This window comes from Bacteroides caecigallinarum, assembly GCF_021530995.1.
In the GTDB taxonomy this organism is placed as follows: Bacteria; Bacteroidota; Bacteroidia; order Bacteroidales; family Bacteroidaceae; genus Phocaeicola; species Phocaeicola faecigallinarum.
This window is the reverse complement of sequence record NZ_JADYTF010000047.1, coordinates 1-24,878: the sequence shown is the minus strand read 5'-3', so window position 1 is coordinate 24,878 and position 24,878 is coordinate 1. Positions and strand designations below refer to the sequence as shown.

Here is a 24,878-nt window from a genome sequence, read left to right as displayed (position 1 = left end):
ATCTTGACGCTTCATATAATAATAATGCTAAATGTGAAGGCTTGATTAAGATGATACAACAGTGGGAGAGTGATGGTGTGACAAAAATAGATGGTATAGGAACACAGATGCACGTTTCTTGCTCTTTAAATCCTGAAACTCAGCAGAAGAATGAAGATGCAGTTGTAAACATGTTAACATTACTTGCCAATACTGGAAAGTTGATTAAAATTTCTGAGTTAGATATGGGTATTACAGATGAGAATAATAATAAAATACTTACTTCAGATGTAACTTATGTACAACTTCTTCATATGGCAGATTATTATAACTTCATTGTTCGTAAATATTTTGAGCTAATACCTCAGAACCAGCGATATGGTATCACTCAATGGTCTACAACAGATGCTGGTAATGAAGATTATTCATGGAGAAAAGGTGAGCCTATTGGATTATGGACTAATAGCTATGACAGAAAACCTTCATATGCCGGGTTTGCTGACGGATTGAACGGTACCGAAAAATCATATCTTGAGTGGGCAACGGAATAGGCTAAATCTGATGTTATTGAGAAATAATCAATCAATTTTTATCTTATAATTTTTTATGGCGGAGAATAGAATAATAATTTATTTTCCGCCATATATTTTTATGTTGTGTATGAGATTAGCTAAGGATGAATCACAATAGCGAAAATCATACATTCATGAGCAAGAGTTTCAATGTAAGCATTAGGCTAACTACAGGTTTTAAACCTTTATATACAAAAATAGCGACTGTCACTATGAACCTAATAGTAATAGCCGCTATTGTTTTGTTGAACCTATATATTACAGTTTGTATTATTTACTAGATTCCTCCTTTTGTTTTGTCAGTACACATTCCGGATGTTTCAACTTCCATTTATGTGGAAGTAGACTCAAAAGTTCTTCTTGGGTTGCCTTTTTGTGATAAGGCATTTGTGCGATGACATCGTTCAGGTATACCCTGGGATTTACATCGTGCGCCTTACATGTGGCCAGCAGAGAACAGATGACCGACATATTAACCGCTGCTTCGTGATTACCACAGAAGAGAAAATTTTTTCTGCTCAGAGTGATGGACCGTTGGACATTTTCCGCCAAATTGTTATCCCAGTACAGGCGACCATCGTCTAGACATCTCATAATAATATCCCATTTGGTATAGGCATATGTGATGGCCTTGCCTGTTAAAGAACCTGGACTGTATTTAATCCCTTCTGTCTCCATCCAGACCTTCATTGCCTCCATGATTGGCCGGGCCAGCTCCTGACGTGCCTGTCTGCGTTCATCATATGACAGGCCGGCTTCGTCACACTGACGTTCTATTTTATAGATATGCTGTATCTGAGTCAGCGCATGTTGGGCCATCTCCCTGTTTTCATCCAAAGCCTGCTCAAAATGACGGCGGATATGAACCAGGCAGTTGAGTAGCCGCACGTCGGGGTTGGTCTTGAAAGCTGTTTCATAACCTGCAAAACCGTCACATTGAAGATATCCCTTGAAGTTATATTGATTTGCCAGGGATTCGATGACCGCTCCAGCCCGTGATCCCCCGTCGTAATGAAAGATGACCAGTTTCTCCATGACTGATCTTACCATCCTAAGATATTCCTTGTCGGCCTTGTGCTTTTCCATGTTAATGACCGGAACTGTAGTCTCGTCCGCCTGTACATAATCACAGGAGAAGACTTCGCGTTTGAGTTCTTCATACAGAGGCTTAAGCAATTCCACGGTTTTCTTGAACCAGCCGTCCAGTGTACTTTCGGTCAGACCTTTCATTCCAAGATGGCGGTATTGCTGTATCTGACGGTAGAACGGGACATGATATTCATACTTCTGAAGCAATATCTCGGCAAGCAGGCTGGTGTCAGCGATGCACTTGTCGACCGGCATCAGCGGCATGGGAGCTATCTCCACACCTTTCTGTCCGGCCGGAGGAAGCTGGGTACTGTCCTTGAGAGCATATTTGGGACGGATGATTTCCTTGACGTAAAGCATACCCGGCTTGTGTTTGACGACCCTGGTTATCTCTTCTCCTATTCTACGGTATAAAGACAGGTCCACACCGGTCGGTTCTATTATATCTGTCTCCAATACGGGCAAGTCCTCTATCATTTTGCGGTTCTGACGATTTCGTTTTCCGTCTTCCACTGATTCCTTCCCAATCTTTTCCACAGCCTCGTCCCGCTTTTCTTCCGCCTGCTCCCGGAGTCCGGAAAACTCGTCGGCAAAGAGATCTGGCATATTAGGATCATATACGCGGAACTTCTCCGATTTACGGCCAAAGAGCTGACGGTTCAGCCATGCGACCTGAGCCGTCAACTCTTTGATACGTTCCTGCAGTTTTTCATTCTGCTCCGCTTGTTTTTTGTTGGTGGCAGACAATGAGGCGACAGAGGCGTTCAGCCCTTCTATCGTCTTGAGTAACATTTCCTTTTCTTCCATTGTCCGTACCTTTTTGTTGATGTAAATATACTAAATTATAGTGAATTACACAACAATATCCGTATCTTTATTTTCGCTAAAAAGCATGTTATACATGGTATTCCTTACGTTCGGCTCTTAACCGCCGGAGCCTCTGTTCCGGGTTTTCCTGTATTCCTTCAACCATCATCACCAGATCGCGCCATTCCATGGGATAGCTCTCTGATTTGGGATCATACTCCGGCAGTTTGAAGCGACCGGCCTCCAGACGTTTTACATACATTACCATACCTCCATCTTCGGCATGAAGGAGTTTCATTAGTCTGCGGCTGGAACCGATGAAGATGAAGACATCACCGTTCCTCACTTCACTGTTCATTTTCTCATGTACCACTCCGCATAGCGAACTGATACCCTTGCGCATATCTGTCCTGCCCGGACACAGGAAGTAGCGCATCGTGTCGTTCAGGTTAAACATGACCGTCTCGAAGACTTTGGGTAAATATTTCCATCAGCAAATCTTCAGAACCGCTCCCGAAGTGGGCACGAAGTCCATTGGGAAACAGCAGCGCAACACCATGCTGCAATTGTTCTTCTTGGGAAGACTCCGTAAATGCCTGTTTAAAACTGATAGGAGCCAACTCGTGTTTGATACTGCTCCTGTCAACGGAACATTTTCTACGCCAGTAGTGATAGGTTGAATAACTTACACCTATCTGTTGCAGGTACGACTTCAACGGCAGGTCGCTTTGTTGCACCTGCAATTCTAATTCTTCAAATTCTTGTCTGTTCATAATAATTGAGGTTTGATTGTATTCACTGCCGCAAAGCTACAACCAAACCTCAAAGTGTAAAAGGTGCATTTGTTCGAATGCTTACTATAAGACAATAATGTCATAATTCTAAGTTAATTCATACCGCATTTTACTTTCACATCACATATTACTTTCTTACCACATAATAATTATTCTCGTTCTTGTGGTACTCATTCTCCATTCCGCAATAGTCAGTCTGCCGGCCATCACAAAAAGACTTATAGCTTGCGAACATTATGGCTTTCATTTAATTTGCGAATATCTCATCGAATCTATAAAATTACGTTGCAAACAGATATAACTCCTTGTTGTTTGACACGTGTCGGACGAATTGCTGACAGCTGTCAAACGAATTGCCTACACGTGTCAGACAATTGTCCGACAGCTGTCAGACGATAAATAATTCTAGAATTTTAGGACCTGACACAAACTGTCTTTAAACAATTGATAATAACGGATATGTATTCCGTGAAAATCAAGGCAATAGTTTCGGGGAGATAAATTAAAAGCCTAAACTTGAGTTATAATAACATGCACGTTGATATAAAGAAAAATTCTGGTATTGTTCATGTATTAATCTTTTGAAACGAAAAAAGGTATAAAGTCATTACTCTATACCTTTTTTCATGATTTGTTAGCTAATCAATATTTATTATTGTATGGTAGCGTCATTGCCTGAAGTGGCATAAAGTCCTATCATGGCACCTGTAAATCCACCTGCTACGTTGGTTGACAGAATATCTCCTGAAACTGTTTCTCCCAAATTCTTGAGTTCGTCTTTTCCTGTAGCATAGCTGAATGTGTAATTGTTGCCTTCTGCTTTAACCTGCAGCTTGATAGGTGTTGTGTCTTCAATTTTTACACTAGCAATTGTAGTAGAACTACCTTTTGCTGTACGTTGCAAAACCAAATAGTTGTCTTCAGCCTTTTTAGTTACACCGAACACATAGTTGAAACTTTCGCTCTGGTAGCATGTAATACCTGCAAGATCTTTTTCAGTACGAGGAATGTATGAAAGAGTTGTTGTTGCGGTAAAGTTTATATGTTGCTGGCGATAGAACAATGTTGATGTAGGAACTTTAGCTTTTATGTTTGTCTCATAAGGTGTTATGCTGAGCCCTTCTGTAGTAGTAGAAACAAATCCTTCCTTTGCTCCTCTTACTCCAACCCAACGGTAATCAAGTGGGGTTGTTGTAAATGAGTCGCTGAAAGTGAAATTTCCGTTAGGGAAGTAACCGTCTTTTCCTGTCATGTTTTTTACACCTTGAGGCATTTTAAGCTTTGCTTTCAGTGGTTCCAGACCACCTTCAAAAACAGGGAATGTGCCAGTCCAGTCTACAGGAAGGATAAATGTTTCACGTCCTGTATTTACTCTGTTTGTTTCATTTGGACGTATTGCCAGGAATACACCATAGTATTTACCGTCTGGTCCTTCTACTAAATCAGCGTGTCCAGCCCAGTCTACTTTCTCTGGTCTGTCAGCTGGCAAATGTCTTTGAGAAAGTATAGGGTTCTTTGGAGCTGGTTTGAACGGACCTTTAGGACTATCTGCTATAAATATAACTTCGCTATGCCATCCGCCAGTACCACCTTCAGCACACATCAGATAGTATTTGCCGTCTTTTTTATAAAGATGTGGAGCTTCTATCCATATAGGTTTTTTAGAAAGGTCTACTCCACCGTTTACAACAACCTTGTCTGTTTCTGGAATAATCTGGTCTTTTTCTGTATCATATTCCCAAACCTTTATTACTCTGTGACCTTCGTATAAGGCTTTTTCTGGTGCATCGTTATGAACTATGTATGCCTTACCATTGTCATCGAAGAAGATGTCAGGGTCAATACCTTCGAAGTTCAGTTTTATTGGGTCGCTCCATCCCTGCATAGGATCTTTAGTTTTTACAACCATGTTTCCGATACCTCCGGCAAATTGAGTTGTAATCATGTAGAAGGTATCATTGTTTGGATTATATCTTATGGTTGGTGCATATATACCTGCGCTTATTCCTGTATCTTCTACCTTAAGCTGTGAAGGACGGTCCAAGACGTGACCTATCTGTTTCCAGTTTACAAGATCTTTTGAATGGAAGATAGGTACACCGGGATTGATGGCGAATGAAGAACATACCAGATAATAATCGTCTCCCTTACGGCAGATACTTGGGTCAGGGTAACATCCTTGCAAGATAGGACTGTAGAATTCATCTTCACTCAAAGGATTATTGGTGTATACGTCGTCGTTTCCTGTATAAATGAAATCTTTGAAAACAGGAGTTCCCGGTTCCGGTTTGAATCCGCTTTCTGCACACGAAGTTGCTATAACTCCCAATGCGCCTAATGCTAATAATTTGATTTGATTTTTCATGATTAAATTAATTGAAATTTTACGTGTGTTTAATGATATAGTTGTGTAATCTTTACAATCGCAAAGATACTATAATGCTTTATAAATAAGTGTCACAGATGTTTCATAAGTTTTGTTGTGTGTTACTACATATAATTTTTTTTATGCTTTACTCTATAGGGGGTATTGTCTTGATTTTTAGGTTTTTATATTAGGACGTGTAATATTGGCGCTATATATTTGTACTCTATGGAAATACTTTTTCCCACTGATGTAACGTATGTTATTATACTTGTAACATAAAAATTTGAATTTCGATTCATATGGTAATATTTTTGCATTATAAAAACATGGAACTATGGAAAAAAAAATTATTTTTATTTTTCTCTTTATTATACCCTTGCAGCTGTTTTCGCGCAGTAAGGTAGTAAGTGATAGTATTTTCAGTAATATTCTGAAAACTTCCAGAAATTACTCTGTTTATTTACCACCATCTTATCAGGATGATAAGAAATATCCAGTGCTTTATTTGTTTCATGGAATGTCGCAAACAGACCGTGACTGGCTGTGGCGAGGACATTTACAGGAAGTGGCCGACAGACTAATATACTCAGGTGAGGCAGATGAAATGGTTATTATTATGCCGGATGCCGGTGGTGATATATATAAGGGTTTTTGGAACGGGTATTTTAACATGCCGGGATGGAAATATGAAAGTTTCTTCTTTGAGGAACTGCTTCCTTATGTTGAGAAAAAATATAATGTTATAAGTGACAAGTCGCACAGGGCGGTAGCTGGCTTGTCAATGGGGGGAGGTGGGGCTACAGCTTACGGGCTGTGGTATCCTGATAAATTTTCGTCGGTATATGCTATGAGTGCCCTTATGGATATACCTGAGTTTGGGGCGGCAAAATATGATAATCCTGATGATAAACTTGCAATATTGACACGGGCTGTCAAAGAACGTAGCTGTGTGAAATTTGTAGAAAATGCAAATGATCAGACTAAAGCAGAATTAAGAACTGTTGAATGGTTCATTGATTGTGGCGATGATGATTTTTTGTTGGATAGAAACATTGAGTTTTTCCATGCAATGAGGAATTCCGGTATTGGATGTCAGTTTAGGGTGAGAGATGGCGGACATGATTGGGAATATTGGCATTCGGCTTTGTATATGTGTTTACAGTTCGTATCAGATGGTTTTAAAGATTAAGATTTGTGTCTTATGAGATTTTTTTTAGTATTTGTTTTAATATCTCTTGTAAATGGAATAGGAGCTGAAAATCTCAGACTATGGTATTCTAATCCTGCAAAAAACTGGTGGGAAGCACTTCCCGTGGGTAATTCCCATATAGGGGCGATGGTTTATGGTGGTATTGACCATGAAGAGATTCAGTTGAATGAAGAAACATTCTGGTCTGGTTCACCTTATAACAATGATAAATCTGGTGCCAGTCGGTATTTGGGTGATGTAAGGGAACTGATATTTCAAGGGAGGAATGCTGAAGCACGGAAATTACTTGATGAGAATTTTTTTACAGGTAATCATGGGATGCGTTATCTTACGTTAGGCAGTCTGTTAATTGATTTTTCCGGTGTAGATAACGTAAAGAATTATTACAGGGAGTTGAATCTGGATGATGCGACAGCTGTAACCGGGTTTACTGTTGATGGGATAAAATATAAACGTACTGTCTTTTCATCATTTTCAGGTAATGTAGTTGTGATAGACATTCATTCAGATAGCAATAAAATACATGATTTTGAATTGAAGTATACATGTCCGTTGGCTTTCGCTGTTGATAATGTGGGCAAAGACTTGATAGTGAAATGTAGTGGTGTGGAACATGAAGGTGTAAAGCCTGCTTTGGATGCTGTTGTTGGTATCCGCGTGATAACAGATGGAAAAAGCACTTCCGAAAAAGGAAAAATTCGTGTCAGTGATGCGTCACGCGCCACTGTATACGTATCAGCTGCTACTAACTTTGTAGATTATAAAGATGTAAGTGGTGATGCCATGAATAAGGTGATTGCTTTTCTTGATGAATCATCTTCGAAGGAATATGCTACATTGTTAAGTGAACATGTGGATAAATATAAAGAACAGTTTGACAGGGTAACATTCACACTTCCTGCTTCTGCACAGGCTGTGAAGGAAACAGATGTGAGAATAACTGAGTTTGGAAAGAAGGATGATCCTACACTACCTGTTCTGTTATTCCAATATGGACGATATTTGTTGATTTCTTCATCACAGCCGGGCAGTCAACCGGCAAATTTACAGGGTATATGGAATAAAGAAGTATATGCTCCATGGGATAGCAAATATACAATCAATATAAATGCCGAAATGAACTATTGGCCTGCAGAAGTTACAAATCTGGCAGAGACTCATTATCCTCTTTTTGAGATGATAAAGGATTTGTCTGAAACAGGTCGTAAAACAGCCAAAACTTTATACGGAGCAAATGGATGGGTGGCTCATCATAATACGGATATTTGGAGAATTGCAGGACCTGTAGATTTTGCGGATGCAGGAGTTTGGCCTAATGGAGGTGCCTGGCTTACACAGCATTTATGGCAACATTATTTATTTACAGGTGATAAAGATTTTTTACGCGATTATTACCCTGTAATGAAAGGGGCTGCCGATTTCCTATTGTCTTTCCTCGTTAAACACCCTGATTATGGATGGATGGTAACAGTTCCGTCTGTATCGCCCGAACATGGTCCTGGCGGAGTGTCTATAACTGCCGGTTGTACAATGGATAATCAGATAGCTTTTGATGTGTTGGAAAATACAAGACAAGCTGCTGAGATATTGGGAGAGAGTGGTGATTATATTGATTCTCTGAAAAATATGGCCGCAATGTTGCCACCTATGAAAATAGGCAGATATAATCAGTTGCAGGAATGGCTGGAAGATGTTGATGACCCGAATGACAAACATAGGCATATTTCTCATTTGTATGGATTATATCCAAGTAACCAGATTTCTCCATATGCTGATCCTTTTTTATTCCAGTCAGCAAAAAACACTCTATTACAAAGAGGTGACATGGCTACTGGATGGAGTATAGGATGGAAAATAAATTTTTGGGCAAGAATGCTTGACGGTAATCATGCTTATCGTATCATAAAAAATATGCTTAATATATTGCCTAACGATAATGTTGTCAAGGATTATCCTGAAGGACGTACATACCCGAACATGTTTGATGCACATCCTCCATTCCAGATTGACGGTAACTTCGGATTTACTGCCGGTATAGCGGAAATGTTGTTGCAAAGTCATGATGGAGCTGTTCATATATTGCCTGCATTGCCGAATGAATGGCAGGAAGGTAAGGTGACAGGATTGGTTGCACGGGGAGGATTTGAGATAGATATGGAATGGAAGCAGGGCAATGTAGAAAAAATTGTCGTGCATTCACGAATAGGAGGAACCATACGATTAAGAAGTTATGTTCCGCTTGAAGGCAAAGGATTGAAAAAAGCGAAAGGTGAATGCCCTAACAGTCTTTATGCGCGCGCTGATGTACGGAAACCTGTCATTTCTGAAGAACTTACATCTACTGAAAAGCCTGAACTTAGGAATGTATATGAATATGATTTGAAAACAGTTGCAGGCAAAGATTATGTTATAACGAATAAATAATTTAAACAGTATAAATCCATGAAAAAACATTTTTTATTCTCTTTTATTTTGGCTCTGGGATGTATGTGTGGTGGTGAATCGGCGGCACAGTCGAGTGATAATGGCAATGGAACTTTCACAAATCCTGTATTATGGGCCGACGTGCCAGATCCGGACGTAATCCGTGTTGGTGACGATTATTATATGGTAAGCACTACTATGCATCTTATGCCTGGTGCGCCGATAATGCATTCCAAGGATTTGGTGAACTGGAAAATCATTAATTATCTGTATGACAAGCTTGATGATAAGACTTCTTATAATCTGGAAGGTGGTACAGTATATGGAAGAGGACAGTGGGCTACATCTTTAAGATATAGAGATGGAAAGTATTATGCCTATTTTTCTCCAAACGACACCCCTTATAAGGGATATGTATATACTACAGATAATCCTGCAGGGGAATGGACTTTGTTGGCGCGTATCCCACATTTTCATGATGCTTCGTTGTTCTTCGATGATGATGGCAGGGTATATGTATTCTACGGAACAGGACAGTTACGTGAGTTGAAACCGGATCTGACAGGTGTTCTGGAAGGTGGACTTGATACAAAAGTATTCGAACGCGACAGTGAAGAGAACGGACTTCTTGAAGGTAGTAGAGTTATAAAACACGATGGAAAATATTATCTGATAATGATTTCATGGCCTGTGGGAGGCAAGCGACGTCAGGTTTGTTATAGAGCCGACAACATAGCCGGACCATATGAAAAACGTGTGATACTTGAGGATGCTCTTGGAGGATTTCCATATGTGGCACAAGGTACCATAGTAGACGATGGTAAGGGTAATTGGTACGGAGTTATTTTCCAGGATAGAGGTGGTGTGGGCCGTGTGCTTACGGTGATGCCTTGCCGTTGGGTTGACGGATGGCCTATGCTCGGAGATGAAAACGGTCGTGTGCCGGAAGTAATGAAAAAGCCTGTACAGGGATATCAATCAGAAGGACTGGTGGTTAGTGACAGCTTTAATGACGGTAGTCTTAAACTGAACTGGCAATGGAATCATAATCCTGTGGATTCTTGTTGGAGTCTGAAAGAAAGACCAGGTTACCTCAGACTGAAGACTGCCAGGGTTGTGGATAATTTATTCCTTGCTCCTAACACTCTGACCCAGCGTATGGAAGGTCCGCGCTGTGAAGCCGTCGTTTCTTTTGATATCTCGGCTATGAAGGATGGCGATGTGGCAGGATTCAGCGCATTCAATGGTGATGCTGGAATTCTTGCTTTGTCATGTGAAGGTGATAAAAAATATCTTAATATGAAATCGGAAGTTGTTAGTCTGAGTGATGAGAAGAAAGAGGTGACCGGTATTGACAGAAAAGTAATGGAGAAGGTTGAACTTGAATCAGATTGTGTGTTTTTGCGTATCGATGGTGATTTCCGATTGAATAAAGATATAGCTTCTTTCTATTATAGCTATGACAATAAGAATTGGAAAAAGATAGGTAGTGATTTCAGGATGGTATTCGACTACAGACGATTCTTTATGGGTACTAAATATGCCATATTCAATTATGCTACCAAGTCTCAGGGAGGATATGTGGATGTAGACTTCTTTGATTATAAGCGAATAAGATAATCGCATTAGTAATGATAACAGTTTTATATATAGTTTTTAATAGGTAGGCATCATACATAATATTGTAAATTTTAAAATATTGAGGATTATGAGAAAACATTTGTTTTTTTGTTGTCTCATTTGTATGGGAATGTGTGTAAGTGCAGCAGAAAGAAAAATATCAAGTCCGGACGGAAGATTGGTAGTGATGGTTTCGGACACTGACGGTAAGGCCACATATAGTGTGACATACGATGATGAGTTGTTCATAGCATCATCTCCTCTTGGTATGAAGACAAATATTGGAGATTTCACATCAGGGCTGTCAATAGGTGAAGATGTAAAAGTTTCTCTAATAGAGAACGAGTATAATCTGCCTAATATAAAGAAAAGTAGTGTTAAATATAGTGCAGGTAAGGCTATTGTACCGTTTATGAAGGATGGTAAGACGGCGTTTGACGTGGAATTCAGTGTCTCAAACAATGATGTGGCTTTTCGTTATACGGTTTATCCTAAGGGAAATACACTTTGTTGCGTGATAGAAGATGAGGCTACAGGGTTTACAATGCCTGATGGAACTACAACTTTCCTTTGCCCTCAGAGTGGTCCGATGGGTGGTTTTGCCAGAACTTCTCCAAGTTATGAAACTCCATATACATTGGATGCTGCTACAGGAAGCAACGGATGGGGCGAAGGATATACTTTCCCGTGTCTGTTCCGTAATTCCGATAAAGGATGGATTCTTGTTTCAGAAACTGGGGTTGACAGTTATTATTGTGCATCACACTTGATGGGAGGTAACGGTAATACGTATAAAATAGGATTTCCTAATCCGGGAGAATTCAATGGCAACGGAACTTCAGTACCGGGAATGGCTCTTCCTGGAAAGACACCTTGGAGAACTATTACTGTAGGACGTACTTTGGCACCAATAGTTGAAACTACTGTACCTTTTGACGTTGTAGAGCCTTTGTATGAAGCTTCAAAGGACTATACTGCAGAGTATGGTTGCGGTACATGGAGTTGGATTATTGCCGGTGATGGCAGTATGACTTACAATGACCAGAAACGATATATTGATTTTTGTGCCGACATGGGATACCGTACAGTACTAGTTGATGCATTATGGGATACACAGGTGGGGTATGACAAGGTGGAAGAACTGGCACGTTATGCGAAATCAAAGAATGTAGGGCTCTATCTTTGGTATAACTCAAATGGTTATTGGAATGATGCACCCCAGGGACCTCGTGGAAAAATGGATAATACCATTAAACGCAGAAAAGAAATGCAGTGGATGCAGAAGGTTGGCATAAAGGGTATTAAGGTGGATTTCGTTGGAAGTGACAAACAAATGGCAATGAAACTATATGAAGATATACTTGCTGATGCTAATGATTATGGATTACTGGTTATCTTTCATGGTTGTACGATTCCAAGAGGATGGGAGAGAATGTATCCGAACTATGCAGCCAGTGAGGCTGTTCTTGCCAGTGAGAATATGAATTTCTCACAGGGAAGCTGCGATGCAGAGGCATTCAATGCATGTATTCATCCGTTTGTGCGCAACACTATAGGTAGCATGGACTTCGGTGGCAGTACGTTAAACAAATTTTATAATGCAGCCAACGAACCTAGAGGCAGCCGCAGGGTTACTTCTGATGTTTTTGCACTGGCTACTGCAGTTCTTTTTCAGAGTCCTGTACAGCATTTTGCAATGGCACCGAATAATCTGACAGATGCACCGGTATGGGCTGTGGACTTCATGAAGAAGGTTCCTACAACTTGGGATGATGTCAAGTTCATAAATGGATATCCCGGTAAATATATAATAATGGCACGCAAGCATGGTGACAAATGGATTGTTTCAGGAGTAAATGCACAGGACGAGACTTTAAAATTGAATCTGGACCTTTCTTCTTTCTTCAATGCCGGCGAAACAGTAACATTATACTCTGATGATGCTAAACTTAATGGTAAAGCTTCGGAGATAAAAATAAATAAAAAACAAGAACTTAAGTTTTCCATTCCAAAGAATGGGGGATTGGTAATAACTAAAAAATGATGATTATGAAAGACATGAAAAATATATTTACTTTGGCTGCACTAACATTGGTATCTGGAGCAGCTGCACAGAATCCAGTAGTACAAACATGGTTTACAACCGATCCGGCACCACTTGTGCATAATGATACTTTATATCTGTATACAGGACATGATGAAGATAAAGCAGATTTTTTCTGGATGCAGGAATGGAGGGTTTATTCCACTACAGATATGGTGAACTGGACAGATCATGGTTCTCCGCTAGCTATAGAATCATTCAGTTGGGCTGATGACAGGGCCTGGGCAGCACAATGTATAGAACGTAACGGAAAGTTCTACTGGTATGTGTGTCTGCACTCAAAACTAAGTAATGCTATGGCAATAGGAGTGGCTGTGGGAGATAGTCCTACAGGACCTTTCCGTGATGCTATAGGAAAGCCGCTGTATGATGGTAATTGGGATTTTATAGACCCGACTGTGTTTATTGATGATGATGGTAGAGCATATTTGTATTGGGGAAATCCGAATATTTATTTTGCAGAACTTAATGAGGATATGGTATCGATTAAGGGGGAAGTAAAGAAACTGGAACAGACAGTTGAAAGTTTTGGTGCACCAAATCCTGAAAAGAGAATAAAGGGACAGAAATATAAAGATACATATACAGAAGGACCTTGGTTCTACAAGCGGAATGGTAAATACTATCTGCTCTATGCTGCGGGTGGAGTGCCTGAGCATATAGCATATTCTATGGGTGACAGTCCTGAAGGACCGTGGAAATATATGGGTGAGATTATGCCGCTTCAGGACACAGGGTCCTTTACTAATCATTGTGGTGTAGCCGATTATAAGGGCAATTCGTACTTCTTCTATCACACCGGCAAATTGCCAGGTGGAGGTGGATTCGGACGTTCAGTGGCTATAGAGGAATTCAAATATAATCCGGATGGCACTTTCCCTATAATAAATGCTACCAAAGAAGGAGTAAAACCTGTTTCTACATTTAATCCTTACAGAAGAGTTGAAGCCGAAACAATTGCTTTTTCGGAAGGAGTCAAGTCCGAACCAAATGCAAAGACTGGAGTTTATATTTCTGAAATTCATAATGGTGATTATATAAAGGTAAGAGAAGTGGACTTTGGTAAAAAAGGACCAAAATCTTTCCGCATAACTGCTGCCAGTGCTTTGCGTGGAGGTACAATTGAAGTACGCACAGACAGTATTGCAGGAAATAAGATTGCAGAAGTCAACATTCCTACAACAGGTGGATGGGAAGAATGGAAAACATTTAATAGTGAAGTTAAAACTGCTGTTACCGGAGTGCATGATGTATATTTTGTATTCCGTGGCCGCAAAGGTTGTAAATTATTTAATCTTGATTGGTGGGAGTTCTCTAAATGATGAGCTTTTTATATTAATTAATTATGAAAAATATATTATATAGTGTTTTGTTTTTTGTAGCTGGTATATTGTGGTATGTGGAATGTAAAGCTACAACAATAGAAGAAGGTTCATTCTATACAAAAGTATATAAAAATCTGTTTAAAGAATATTTAGGTATATCAGATAGAGAAACTAACAAGAAAATAAGTGATATATGGAATCATTTTTTTGTTAATCCTACAACCAAAGTTTATTTTGAAGATTCTGATACAACAGCATATATATTGGATACAGGAAATAATGATGTACGTACTGAGGGAATGTCTTATGGTATGATGATAAGTGTGCAGATGGATAGACGTACAGAATTTGACCGTATTTGGAGATGGGTTAAAAAGAATATGCATTATAAATCTGGTAAATGGCAAGGCTATTTTGCATGGCAATGTAATACTGATGGCAGCAAAATAGGAGTGGAACCTAGTTGCGCTACTGATGGAGAAGTATATTTTATTACATCTTTGTTTTTTGCTTCACATAGGTGGGGAAATAATGGAGAGATAAATTATGAAAAGGAGGGACAGCAGATTCTTTATGATATTATGTCAAAAGGAGATAAAGGAGAAATACGTAATATGTTCAATACGGATTCTTTTTTAATAACTTTTGTTCCTAAAGGAGAAATGTGGAACTTTACTGATCCTTCATATAACTTGCCTGCTTTTTTTGAATTATGGGCTTTATGGAGTAATTCAAATAAAGATTTTTGGGCAAAGACTCCTGATGCAGCACGAAAATTATTAGTCAAAGCTTCACATCCTATAACTGGTCTTTTCCCTGATTACTCATGCTTTGATGGTACTCCGCATCAACCCGATTGGAAAGAAGACTATGATGCAAGACGTTATCAGTATGATGCAATACGTTGTGCAATGAATGTGGGGATGGATTACTATATGTTTGGAAAGGATAAGACCAACCAATCTGATATGATGGAACGTTTGTTGAGTTTTTTTGAATCGGATGATTTTAAGCATGGACAGTTTGATTTGAACGGAAATAATCCAACCGGAGAATATTCGTCTGGTATGGCAGGTGCTAATGCTGTTGGCGCTTTTGCTTTGAAAAATAAGGCCTTAGCTAAAAAATATGTCTCTGATTTATGGAAACAGGAGTTCCCAATAGGTAAATATAGATATTATTCAGGTATGGTATATATGTTATCTATGCTTCATGTTTCTGGTAACTTTAGAATATATTGATTTTGTCTTTTCTTATGAGAAACGTGTGTTTTTTATATTTTATATTATTATCAACTTTTGTATGTGGTAATATTAATGCAACCGTAAGTGACAATAATGAATTGTGCTTTTGGAGAGGACATGACAGTATAATAGTCATGCCTTTGGCCGATAATGCTGTTAGAATAGTAAAAAAAGTGGGTGAAGTTTATGAACTTCCTGAAATGGTATATGTTGAAGGTAAGTCTGTACGTTTTAAATCGGTAAAAAGAAATGGTAAAGACATAATAATATTGAAGAAATTGGTAATAGAGGTTTCTGAAAATACAATTACCTTCTTATCACCTGATGGTAGATTGTTGCTGAAAGAAAAAGAACATAATATTTCTCCTTCACAAATTCAGAATGGCAGAACTTATATTTCTATGCAAGGCTTTCATTCTCCCGAAGACGAACATCTTTACGGACTGGGGCAGTTCCAGGACAATAATCTTGATGTGCGCGGACTTACAAGAAGGCTTACACAGGTTAATACACAGATATCAATCCCTTTTATTATGTCGAATAAAGGTTATGGATTGTTGTGGAATAACTATGGGCTGACAGACTTCAATCCGTGTGATGATTATGAAGATATGAAACCTAAAGCAGGAGAAGGACATGCAACTACTGTAAATGTTACTTCTACAACAGGTGGTGTGACAGAGGTCCGTCATAGTAACATCTTTACGGCAGAATTGGACATTAAAGAATCTGGACGCTATTCATTGATGCTTGACGTAGGTAGTAGGATGGCTCGCAAACATAATCTTGTAATAGATGGCAGTACTGTGATTGATATGAATAATTTGTGGCTTCCTCCAACAACATCTGTGATAGTGGAACTCTCGGAAGGACGTCATAAACTTGTTTCAGAACTGACTAAGGAAGATTCACCTAAAGTATATTACAGAAAAGTAGACAATACAACGGTGTTCAGCTCGCCTGTATCAAATGGTATTGATTATACCTTTTTTGCTGGTACACCTGACGAAGTTATAACATCTTATCGTGAAGTAACGGGTGGCATACCAATGATGCCTTTGTGGGCATTGGGATATATACATTGCCGCGAACGTTTCCATTCACAATCAGAATTACTTGATGTAGCAAATCGTTTTAGAAAAGAATCTTTACCTGTTGACATGATAGCCCAGGATTGGCAGTATTGGGGTAAATACGGATGGAACGCGATGCGTTTCGATGAAGAGTTTTATCCCTCTCCGGCAGAGATGACTGACAGCCTGCATAAAATGGATATGAAATTTATGCTGTCAATATGGTCAAAGATAGATCCCTCTTCATATCTAGGTAAGGATTTCTCGCAAAAAGGTTATTATATAAACGATACCCAATGAGTAGATTTTTTCAATAAGAATGCAGCTGATTATTATTGGACCAATATGCGCGATAGTCTTGTTGGCAGATACAATATAGATGCTTTGTGGCTGGATGCTACTGAACCGGAGAATGATGATTTTTTGGGTCGCATGGTTTGTAATGGAAAATATCCGGGAGAGATGTTTAGAAATGCTTATCCGCTGATTGTTAATAAGGCTGTCTATGAAGGATTCCGTCGTGATATTGACAATAAACGTGCGTTGCTTTTTACAAGAAGTGCTTTCCCCGGTATACAACGTTATGGGGTAGCCACATGGTCGGGTGATGTCGGTAATGATTGGGAAACCCTTAAACGTCAGATTGTAGCTGGGTTAGGTATGTCTGTGTGTGGATTACCTTGGTGGACATATGATGCAGGAGGATTTTTCCGTCCTTCTAATCAATATACAGATAAAAGCTATCATGAAAGATTTTTGAGATGGTTGCAGACTTCAGTCTATCTGCCGTTAATGCGAGTGCATGGCTATATGAGCAATACTGAGTTCTGGAATTATGGTGAAGATGTTATGCGAATATCCCGTAATGCTCTTTCGTTACGTTATTCATTGCTCCCTTATATTTATTCTTGTGCTGCGGATGTAACATTCCGTGGTGGAACCATCATGCGTCCTTTGGTGATGGATTTTGCAACGGATACTACTGCACTGTCATTGAAATATCAGTATATGTTCGGTCGTTCATTATTGGTTACTCCTGTTTTAGAACCTGAAATAAATCAAATGTGTGTATATTTGCCTGAAACAGAAGGTGGATGGTATGATTTTCGTGATAATAGTTATGCTAGCAATAATGGGTGGTATGAAACGGGGGTTTCAATAGAGAATATTCCAGCTTTTGTGCGTGCAGGTAGCATTATTCCTTTATCGACTGAACTTACTACCACTTCATCATTGTCAGGGGCAGATTTTGAAATACGTATTTTCAATGGCGCTGATGGTGAATTTTGTCTTTATGAAGATAATGGTAATAACTATGATTATGAGTCTGGACTATTTAGTGAGATAAAGATGAAGTGGAACAACAAGAAAAGGGTATTTACCATTTTTGATAAAAGTGGAAAGTTTGGTAATAGAAGAGAGGGGAGAAATATAAAAGTGATCCTTATATCTAAAAATGGAATATCTGAACGCGAAATATTATATGATGGATATAAAACAGTTGTAAAGTTTTAATGTATAAAGAATGAAATCAATACTTGGATATAAAAAAATATTATTCTTTCTCTTTTCTGTCGTGTTGGCGGGGGAAGTTTTTTCTAATGGAAAAATTGTGAATACAAGTATGCCATGTAAACTTCTTGAAGGAATCTCGTCGCGTGAATATTCCATCTATTTGCCGGAATCTTATGGTAAAGAAAAGAATAAAAAATATCCCGTGTGTTATTTGCTTCATGGAGGCAATTGTTCGTGTACGGATTGGGAGACATATGGTAATCTTCGTGTAGTGGCAGATAGTCTGATAAATTGTGGAGAGATGGAGGAAATGATAATTGTATGTCCGGAAGGAAATAAGAACAATATGATTTGGTTTAATGCTCCTCACTGGAAATATGAAGATTTCTTTTTTCTTGAATTTATACCCTATATTGAAAGGAACTATAATGTTGATGGACGTAAAGATAGCCGGTTCATAGCCGGTTATTCAATGGGGGGAGGAGCATCAATAGTGTACGGTCTCTCTCATCCTGATAAATTTTCGTCTGTGTACTCTATGAGCGGATATCTGCGTCGTCAATATTTGGAATTCCTTAAAGATGATCCTTCAGCGGAGTGGAGACAGCAATTGGTTGAAGACCATAATCCAATACGAACAGTAAATGAAATTTCAGATGGAAGAGTTGATGCATGGAAAGGTGTGGATTGGTTTATTGATTGTGGAGATAAGGATTTTACTTATGAGGCCAACATTGCATTGGTACAGGCATTTCGCGATAAAAAAGTGAATTATCAATTGAGAATATATGGAGGTGGGCATGACTGGAACTACTGGCGGCCATCTCTTGTTAGGGCTTTAAAACATATGTCTGATGTATTTAGAAGTATTAACCATAAAAAATAATTAATATGAAGACAAAAACTATTATTCCAGCTTTATGCCTTATGTCATTTTCCGGATTGGCTGCTCAGACTGCCGATGATGTGAAACTTAATATGCCGATAATACAGACAAAGTATACTGCAGATCCGGCTCCAATGTTGTATAATGATACTGTCTTTCTGTATACTTCGCACGATGAGGATGATGCAGAAGGATTCAAAATGAAGGATTGGCTGCTTTACACGTCTACAGATATGGTGAACTGGCAGGACAGAGGGGCTGTTGCCTCACTTAAAAACTTTGAGTGGTATAAAGGTGATAATGGCGCATGGGCTGCATGTGTTGTTGGCAGAAACGGTAAGTGGTATATGTATTGTCCTATTCATGGTCACGGTATAGGTGTGCTGGTGGCAGATTCGCCATATGGCCCTTTCAAAGATCCTATAGGCAAGCCTTTGATTTGGCAGAAAGAACATTGGGATGATATAGACCCGACTGTCCTTGTTGATGATGATGGTCAGGCGTATATGTATTGGGGAAATCCAAATATCTATATGGTAAAACTGAATGAGGATATGATTTCATATTCGGAAAATATCGTTAAGATGCCACATATAGAAGATTATCAGGAAGGACCTTGGTTCTATAAGCGTAACGGACACTATTATCTGGCTTTCGCTTCTACATGTTGTCCGGAAGGTATAGGATATGCCATGAGTGACAGTCCTACCGGACCGTGGGAATATAAGGGACACATAATGGATCATACAGTACGTACAAGAGGTAATCACCCTGGAATAATTGATTATAAAGGACGGTCATATTGTTTTGGTCAGAACTATGATATATTCCGTCTTCAGACCAGTCGTCATGCAGAACGCCGTTCTGTATCACTTGCCGAAATGACATACAATCCTGACGGTACTATTCAGGAATTACCTTATTTCCACGAATGCACATTGCGTCAGGTGGAAAACTTCAATCCTTATCGTAAAGTTGAGGCTGAAACGATGTCATGGGGATACGGATTAAAAACAACACAGAAAAATCCATGGGCTGTAGATCATTGGAATCAACTTGTTACAGATATAGATGAAGGAGAGTATATAAAAGTCAGTGGAGTGGATTTTGGTAACGGTGCATCATCTTTCGAAGTTTCTGCTTCATGTCATCTCTATGGAGGAAGTATAGAAATCAGACTCGATACACCCGAAGGACAGTGTATAGGAACAGTTAATATAAGTAACACCAAGACACAACTTGAAACTTTTACAACGAAAGTGAAGTCTGTTAAAGGAGTACATGATTTGTATTTTGTTTTCCGTGGGTCAAAGAATCAGAAATGCAATCTGTTTATGCTTGACAGCTGGAAATTTACAGGTAAGTAAAAAATAATTTAATTAAAATCTAATATGGCAGGTAAATTAATATTCTTTTTCTGTCTGCTACCGGCTTTTGCCTTGGGGCAGAGTTTTCAGAGAACACAGTATGGAATAAAAACAGAAACAGAGAAAGGCAATGTTGGTATTGAAGTACAGTGGTTTACTCCACGTACAGTTCGTGTGATAAAAACAAGTGCTCAGAATTCATTGCAGAAGAAAAGCCTTTCTGTGGTGTCCGAACCTCAGAAAGTTGAATATAAAGTATCAGCTTCGGATGGAAATCTGATAACATTGAAAGGTAAGGAATTGACTGTTAATGTAAATATTTCTACCGGTATAGTTTCTTTTGTTTCGGCAGAAGGTAATACTCTGCTTTCAGAAACAGAAAACAATATGCCTTTTACTGCATTTAATGATGCCGGACATGATGCATGGCATGTCTATCAAGGTTTCGATACTGATGACGATGAAGGATTTTATGGTCTTGGTCAGCTTCAGAACGGACAGATGATGCAACGCGGAATGAAGAAAACCCTTATGCAAGGAAACGTAGAAGATGTTTCTCCATTTATTCAATCAACTAAAGGATATGGCCTGTTTTGGGATAACTATTCCGTAACTACTTATTCCGATGATAAAAATGAAACTTCATTCTCCTCTGAAGTCGGCGATTGTATAGATTACTATTTCATGTATGGCGGAAATGCAGATGGTGTAATTTCAGAAGTACGTTCATTGACAGGTGATGTCCCTATGATGCCATTGTGGAGTTATGGATTTATGCAGAGTAAGGAAAGATACAAGAGTCAGGATGAAACAGTAGGAGTAGTTCGTAAGTATCGCGAACTTGGCATTCCATTGGACTGTATAATTCAGGACTGGCAGTATTGGGGACATAATTACTTGTGGAATGCAATGGATTTTCAGAACCCGACATTCAGTAATCCTCAGGCCATGATAGACAGTATACATGGAATGAATGCGCGTATGATGATATCCATATGGTCATCATTTGGTCCTGCTACCCGTCCTTATCGTGAGCTGGATAAGAAAGGGTTGCTTTTTGATATGGAGACATGGCCACAGTCCGGAGTGGAAGGCTGGCCACCGAATATGGATTATCCTTCGGGGGTTCGTGTATACGATGCCTATAGCCCTGAAGCACGCGATATTTATTGGAATCATCTGAATAAAGGCATCTTCAGTCTTGGTATGGATGGATGGTGGATGGATTCTACAGAACCTGACCATTTTAACTGGAAAGACAGTGATTTCGACCGCAAGACATATCTTGGTTCATACCGTAGTGTGCGTAATGCCTATCCGTTGATGACGGTTGGAGGCGTTTATGAACACCAGCGTGCCACAACTTCCGACAAACGTGTTATCATCCTTACACGTTCTGGATTTTTGGGACAACAACGTTACGGTTCAAATGTATGGTCTGGCGATGTACAGTCATCATGGGATTCTTTCCGCCGTCAGATACCTGCAGGCTTGAATTTCTCACTTACAGGTATGCCACATTGGAACTCTGATTTGGGTGGATTCTTTGCCGGTTCGTATAATAGTGCGTGGGGTACGGGTGATGCTGTTCGCAATCCAATGTATCAGGAACTGTATGTCCGCTGGATTCAGTTTGGGGTATTCTGTCCAATGATGCGCAGTCATGGAACAGATGTTCCTCGTGAGTTTTATCTTTATGGAAAAGAAGGTGAACCTGTATATGATGCTTTGGTGGATGCAGTGAAACTTCGTTATTCTTTATTGCCTTATATATACTCTACTTCATGGGATGTATCTCATAACCGTTCAACATTTATGCGTGCATTGGTTATGGATTTTGCTTCGGACAAACGTACGTGGAATATTGCTGATGAGTATATGTTTGGTGATGCTTTCCTTGTGGCCCCAGTTGTACATGCACAATATACACCGGAACTTATACAGAAAGAATTGAAGGAGAATGACGGATGGGGAAGCAGTAGTAAAACAGAAATAACTTCAGCGATGTCTGCTACTGACTTTACAACTGAAAAACAGATTAAAGTGTATTTACCTGAAGGTACAAAATGGTATGATTTCTGGAATAACAAATGTTTTGAAGGTGGCAATGATATAGAAGTAACTACTTCCCTTAATACAATACCTTTGTTTGTTCGTTCTGGAAGTATAGTTCCAATGGGACCGGAAGTGCAATATACATCAGAAAAGCCTTGGACTGAACTAGAAATACGTGTTTATCCTGGTTCAGACGGTAGCTTTACACTTTACGAAGATGAGTTCGACAATTATAACTATGAGAATGGTGCTTATACTGAAATAGCCTTCATTTGGAATGATAAAAACCGTATTCTTTCTATTTCTTCAAGAAATGGAGAGTTCCCTGGAATGATAAAAGAACGTAAGTTTACATTGCGTACTGCCGACGGTAATGTAAGAACTGTAGTTTATTCAGGGAAAAAAACAAAAGTGAAATTATAATATATAATTAATATTCCCCTGCTATGCATTGAAACAGCTTGTTTAAGCATGATTTGTGCATAGTAGGGGATTTTTGTGTTTGTGGATTGGGCATATTTTGTAGATTGGCTTTTATAACAGTAGAATAAAAAATGTATCTTTGCATTGATAAGGGTTATAAATATTAAGATAATTTGTAAACATGAAGTCTATATTGTATTTATTAATTTGTGTATGTTGGGTTGTGATAGGAAATGCCAATGCTCAGTATAGTAGGATATTTACTATTGAGACAGGATTATCTAGCAGTTTGATTAATAATCTGTATCAGGATAAGCGTGGTGATATTTGGATATCTACAGGATATGGATTGAACAGATATGATGGGGCTAAGTTTATAAATTATAAATCAATAAAGAATGATTCAACTTCTTTGTTATGTAATAACGTGTATTCAGTATATGAGTATGAAGATGGACTTTTTGTTCTTTCTACAGATGGGCTTCAGGCATATGATTATTCTACTGATAAATTTTATTCATTACTCTTTTCTGGGAATAATTACAATAATAAATGTATATTAAAACGTAAGGATGGTACTATATTATTAGGTACAAGTGGATATGGAATAAAGGTCTTGCATATAGATAACAATGGAGAAAGTAAGGTATCTGATTTGAATAATAATTATTACGGATATAACATAAATAGTTTGTTGGAAGACAATAATGGAAATTTGTGGATTGCTACAGAATTTGATGGCTTGATATGTGTATTGTCTGATGGAACGGAACATCGTTACACCAGTATTGGTAATGATTCTATAGATTGTATTAATCTGTGTGTAATGGATTCCGAAGGAAGATTGTACATTTCGTCTGTGGGTAATGGTGTATATGTATATAGTAGAAATGAAGGAAATTTTAAAAAAATATATGATACACGCTATCCTGTAACATCTATAGTTCAACGTGGCGGTCGTATGCTGATTGGTACTGATGGTGACGGCATTGCATATTATGATATAATGACAGGAAATACAGGAAAATCGGAATTTCTTATCAGTGATATAAATCTTTCAGAAGCTAAGGTACATTCTATTGTAGTTGATAAGTATGATAATCTTTGGATTGGCGTATTCCAAAAGGGAGTTGTATTTATTCCTGCAAATACTAATAAGTTTGGCTATATAGGTGTTCGTTCTACTTTGAATAACAGTATTGGGGATAAGTGTGTGACAGGTATATGTTGTGATTCGGAGGGAAATTTTCTTGTAGGTACCGATAATGATGGTATTTATATTTTAGATGAAAATTATAAAATGATATCACATTTGTCACCACGTAAACAAAATCCGGATGCACCTCATACTGTAATGTGTATGTTGCGTGACACGCAGGATAGGATATGGGTCGGTTCATATTTAGATGGACTTTCAATACTTGATACCAAGAAACGGTTATTAAAAAAAATATCTTTTCAGGATAACAAATATTCAAAAGCCGATAAAATTTATGCACTTGCAGAAGATATGTATGGAAGGATATGGGTAGGTACAATGGGAGTTGGGCTTTATTATATAGATCCGACTAATCCAAATAAAGTAAATGATGTTCTTAGAGTTGGAAGTCATGAACTGGAATTAAATAAGAATGTTAATTTATGGATTAATAGTCTTTATTGCAGTCCATCTGGTATATTGTATATTGGAACGGTGGATGGAATAAAGTGTTTAGACTTAAATACAGCTTCTTATAAAGCCCCTTTGTCTGTCCTTCGAAGAAATACAATAACATCCATATGTCAAGATAGTGCAGGTAGTATATGGATAGGTACAATTGATGGTATTAAAGTATTTACTCCTGATCTTTCTAAAATGCTTGTCTCATATAGTGTGGAAGATGGGCTTCCAAGTAATAATATTGCTTCTATTACTAATGATTCTTCAGGTAATATGTGGGTAAGTACTAATCTTGGACTTGCTAAATTCGATTTACATACAGAAACTTTTAATTCTTTTAGAACTTCTGATGGGCTTTATAAC

At 38.6% G+C, this 24,878-nt stretch carries 16 protein-coding genes and 1 pseudogene; 13 read left to right on the top strand and 4 right to left on the bottom strand.

The annotated features are described in order from the left end of the window. The coding region (locus I6E24_RS08080) for an endo-1,4-beta-xylanase (RefSeq protein ID WP_235327706.1) at positions 1-530 on the top strand (530 nt) is incomplete at its 5' end. 291 nt (positions 531-821) lie between these two features. On the opposite strand, the gene tnpC is transcribed toward I6E24_RS08080, so the two are convergent. The 4 genes from tnpC to I6E24_RS08060 form a co-directional block, all read right to left on the bottom strand. Next, complete coding sequence (gene tnpC, locus I6E24_RS08075) at positions 822-2,447, bottom strand: IS66 family transposase (RefSeq protein WP_235327704.1); 1,626 nt, start codon at positions 2,445-2,447, stop codon at positions 822-824. 88 nt (positions 2,448-2,535) lie between these two features. Further along, positions 2,536-2,904 carry an IS66 family insertion sequence element accessory protein TnpB gene (gene tnpB, locus I6E24_RS08070; RefSeq protein ID WP_235327702.1) on the bottom strand — a complete coding sequence of 123 codons (369 nt, stop codon included), beginning with the start codon at positions 2,902-2,904 and terminating at the stop codon, positions 2,536-2,538. Then, complete coding sequence (gene tnpA, locus I6E24_RS08065) at positions 2,897-3,220, bottom strand: IS66 family insertion sequence element accessory protein TnpA (protein ID WP_235327700.1); 324 nt, start codon at positions 3,218-3,220, stop codon at positions 2,897-2,899. Before tnpA ends, tnpB begins: the two co-directional genes overlap by 8 nt. A gap of 673 nt (positions 3,221-3,893) precedes the next feature. Beyond that, entirely contained in the window at positions 3,894-5,606 is a 1,713-nt protein-coding gene (locus I6E24_RS08060; RefSeq protein WP_235327698.1) for a glycoside hydrolase family 43 protein, read from the bottom strand. Between the two features lie 337 nt (positions 5,607-5,943). On the opposite strand from I6E24_RS08060, the gene I6E24_RS08055 reads away from it, so the two are divergent. From I6E24_RS08055 to I6E24_RS08000, 12 genes and pseudogenes are all read left to right on the top strand, one after another. Continuing rightward, complete coding sequence (locus I6E24_RS08055) at positions 5,944-6,798, top strand: alpha/beta hydrolase (protein ID WP_154043115.1); 855 nt, start codon at positions 5,944-5,946, stop codon at positions 6,796-6,798. A 12-nt stretch (positions 6,799-6,810) separates the two neighbouring features. Next, a complete protein-coding gene (locus I6E24_RS08050) occupies positions 6,811-9,243 on the top strand; it encodes a glycosyl hydrolase family 95 catalytic domain-containing protein (protein ID WP_235327696.1) in 2,433 nt (810 codons plus the stop codon). 18 nt (positions 9,244-9,261) lie between these two features. After that, the gene (locus I6E24_RS08045) at positions 9,262-10,863 is read left to right on the top strand and encodes a glycoside hydrolase family 43 protein (RefSeq protein WP_394800378.1); all 1,602 of its coding nucleotides are present in this window, start codon (positions 9,262-9,264) and stop codon (positions 10,861-10,863) included. Between the two features lie 124 nt (positions 10,864-10,987). Continuing rightward, positions 10,988-12,907: a glycoside hydrolase family 97 protein gene (locus I6E24_RS08040; RefSeq protein ID WP_394800380.1), complete on the top strand. Its 1,920-nt coding sequence runs from the start codon at positions 10,988-10,990 to the stop codon at positions 12,905-12,907. 5 nt (positions 12,908-12,912) lie between these two features. Beyond that, the gene (locus I6E24_RS08035; RefSeq protein WP_204401600.1) at positions 12,913-14,289 is read left to right on the top strand and encodes a glycoside hydrolase family 43 protein; all 1,377 of its coding nucleotides are present in this window, start codon (positions 12,913-12,915) and stop codon (positions 14,287-14,289) included. A 23-nt stretch (positions 14,290-14,312) separates the two neighbouring features. Beyond that, a complete protein-coding gene (locus I6E24_RS08030) occupies positions 14,313-15,533 on the top strand; it encodes a glycosyl hydrolase family 8 (protein ID WP_204390464.1) in 1,221 nt (406 codons plus the stop codon). A gap of 14 nt (positions 15,534-15,547) precedes the next feature. After that, positions 15,548-17,506: pseudogene (locus I6E24_RS17355) on the top strand (TIM-barrel domain-containing protein); the annotation flags it as partial. Positions 17,507-17,554: 48 nt separating this feature from the next. Beyond that, on the top strand, positions 17,555-18,124 hold the full coding sequence (locus tag I6E24_RS17485; RefSeq protein ID WP_394800379.1) for a DUF5110 domain-containing protein: 570 nt from the start codon (positions 17,555-17,557) through the stop codon (positions 18,122-18,124). A gap of 10 nt (positions 18,125-18,134) precedes the next feature. After that, complete coding sequence (locus I6E24_RS08015; RefSeq protein ID WP_235327691.1) at positions 18,135-19,010, top strand: alpha/beta hydrolase; 876 nt, start codon at positions 18,135-18,137, stop codon at positions 19,008-19,010. Between the two features lie 5 nt (positions 19,011-19,015). Beyond that, a complete protein-coding gene (locus tag I6E24_RS08010; RefSeq protein ID WP_394800377.1) occupies positions 19,016-20,377 on the top strand; it encodes a glycoside hydrolase family 43 protein in 1,362 nt (453 codons plus the stop codon). A gap of 24 nt (positions 20,378-20,401) precedes the next feature. Then, positions 20,402-22,855, top strand: a complete 2,454-nt coding sequence (locus I6E24_RS08005) for a glycoside hydrolase family 31 protein (protein ID WP_235327689.1) — start codon at positions 20,402-20,404, stop codon at positions 22,853-22,855. A gap of 181 nt (positions 22,856-23,036) precedes the next feature. Further along, positions 23,037-24,878, top strand: a 1,842-nt coding sequence (locus I6E24_RS08000) for a two-component regulator propeller domain-containing protein (protein WP_317218729.1), incomplete at its 3' end; no start/stop codon positions are given.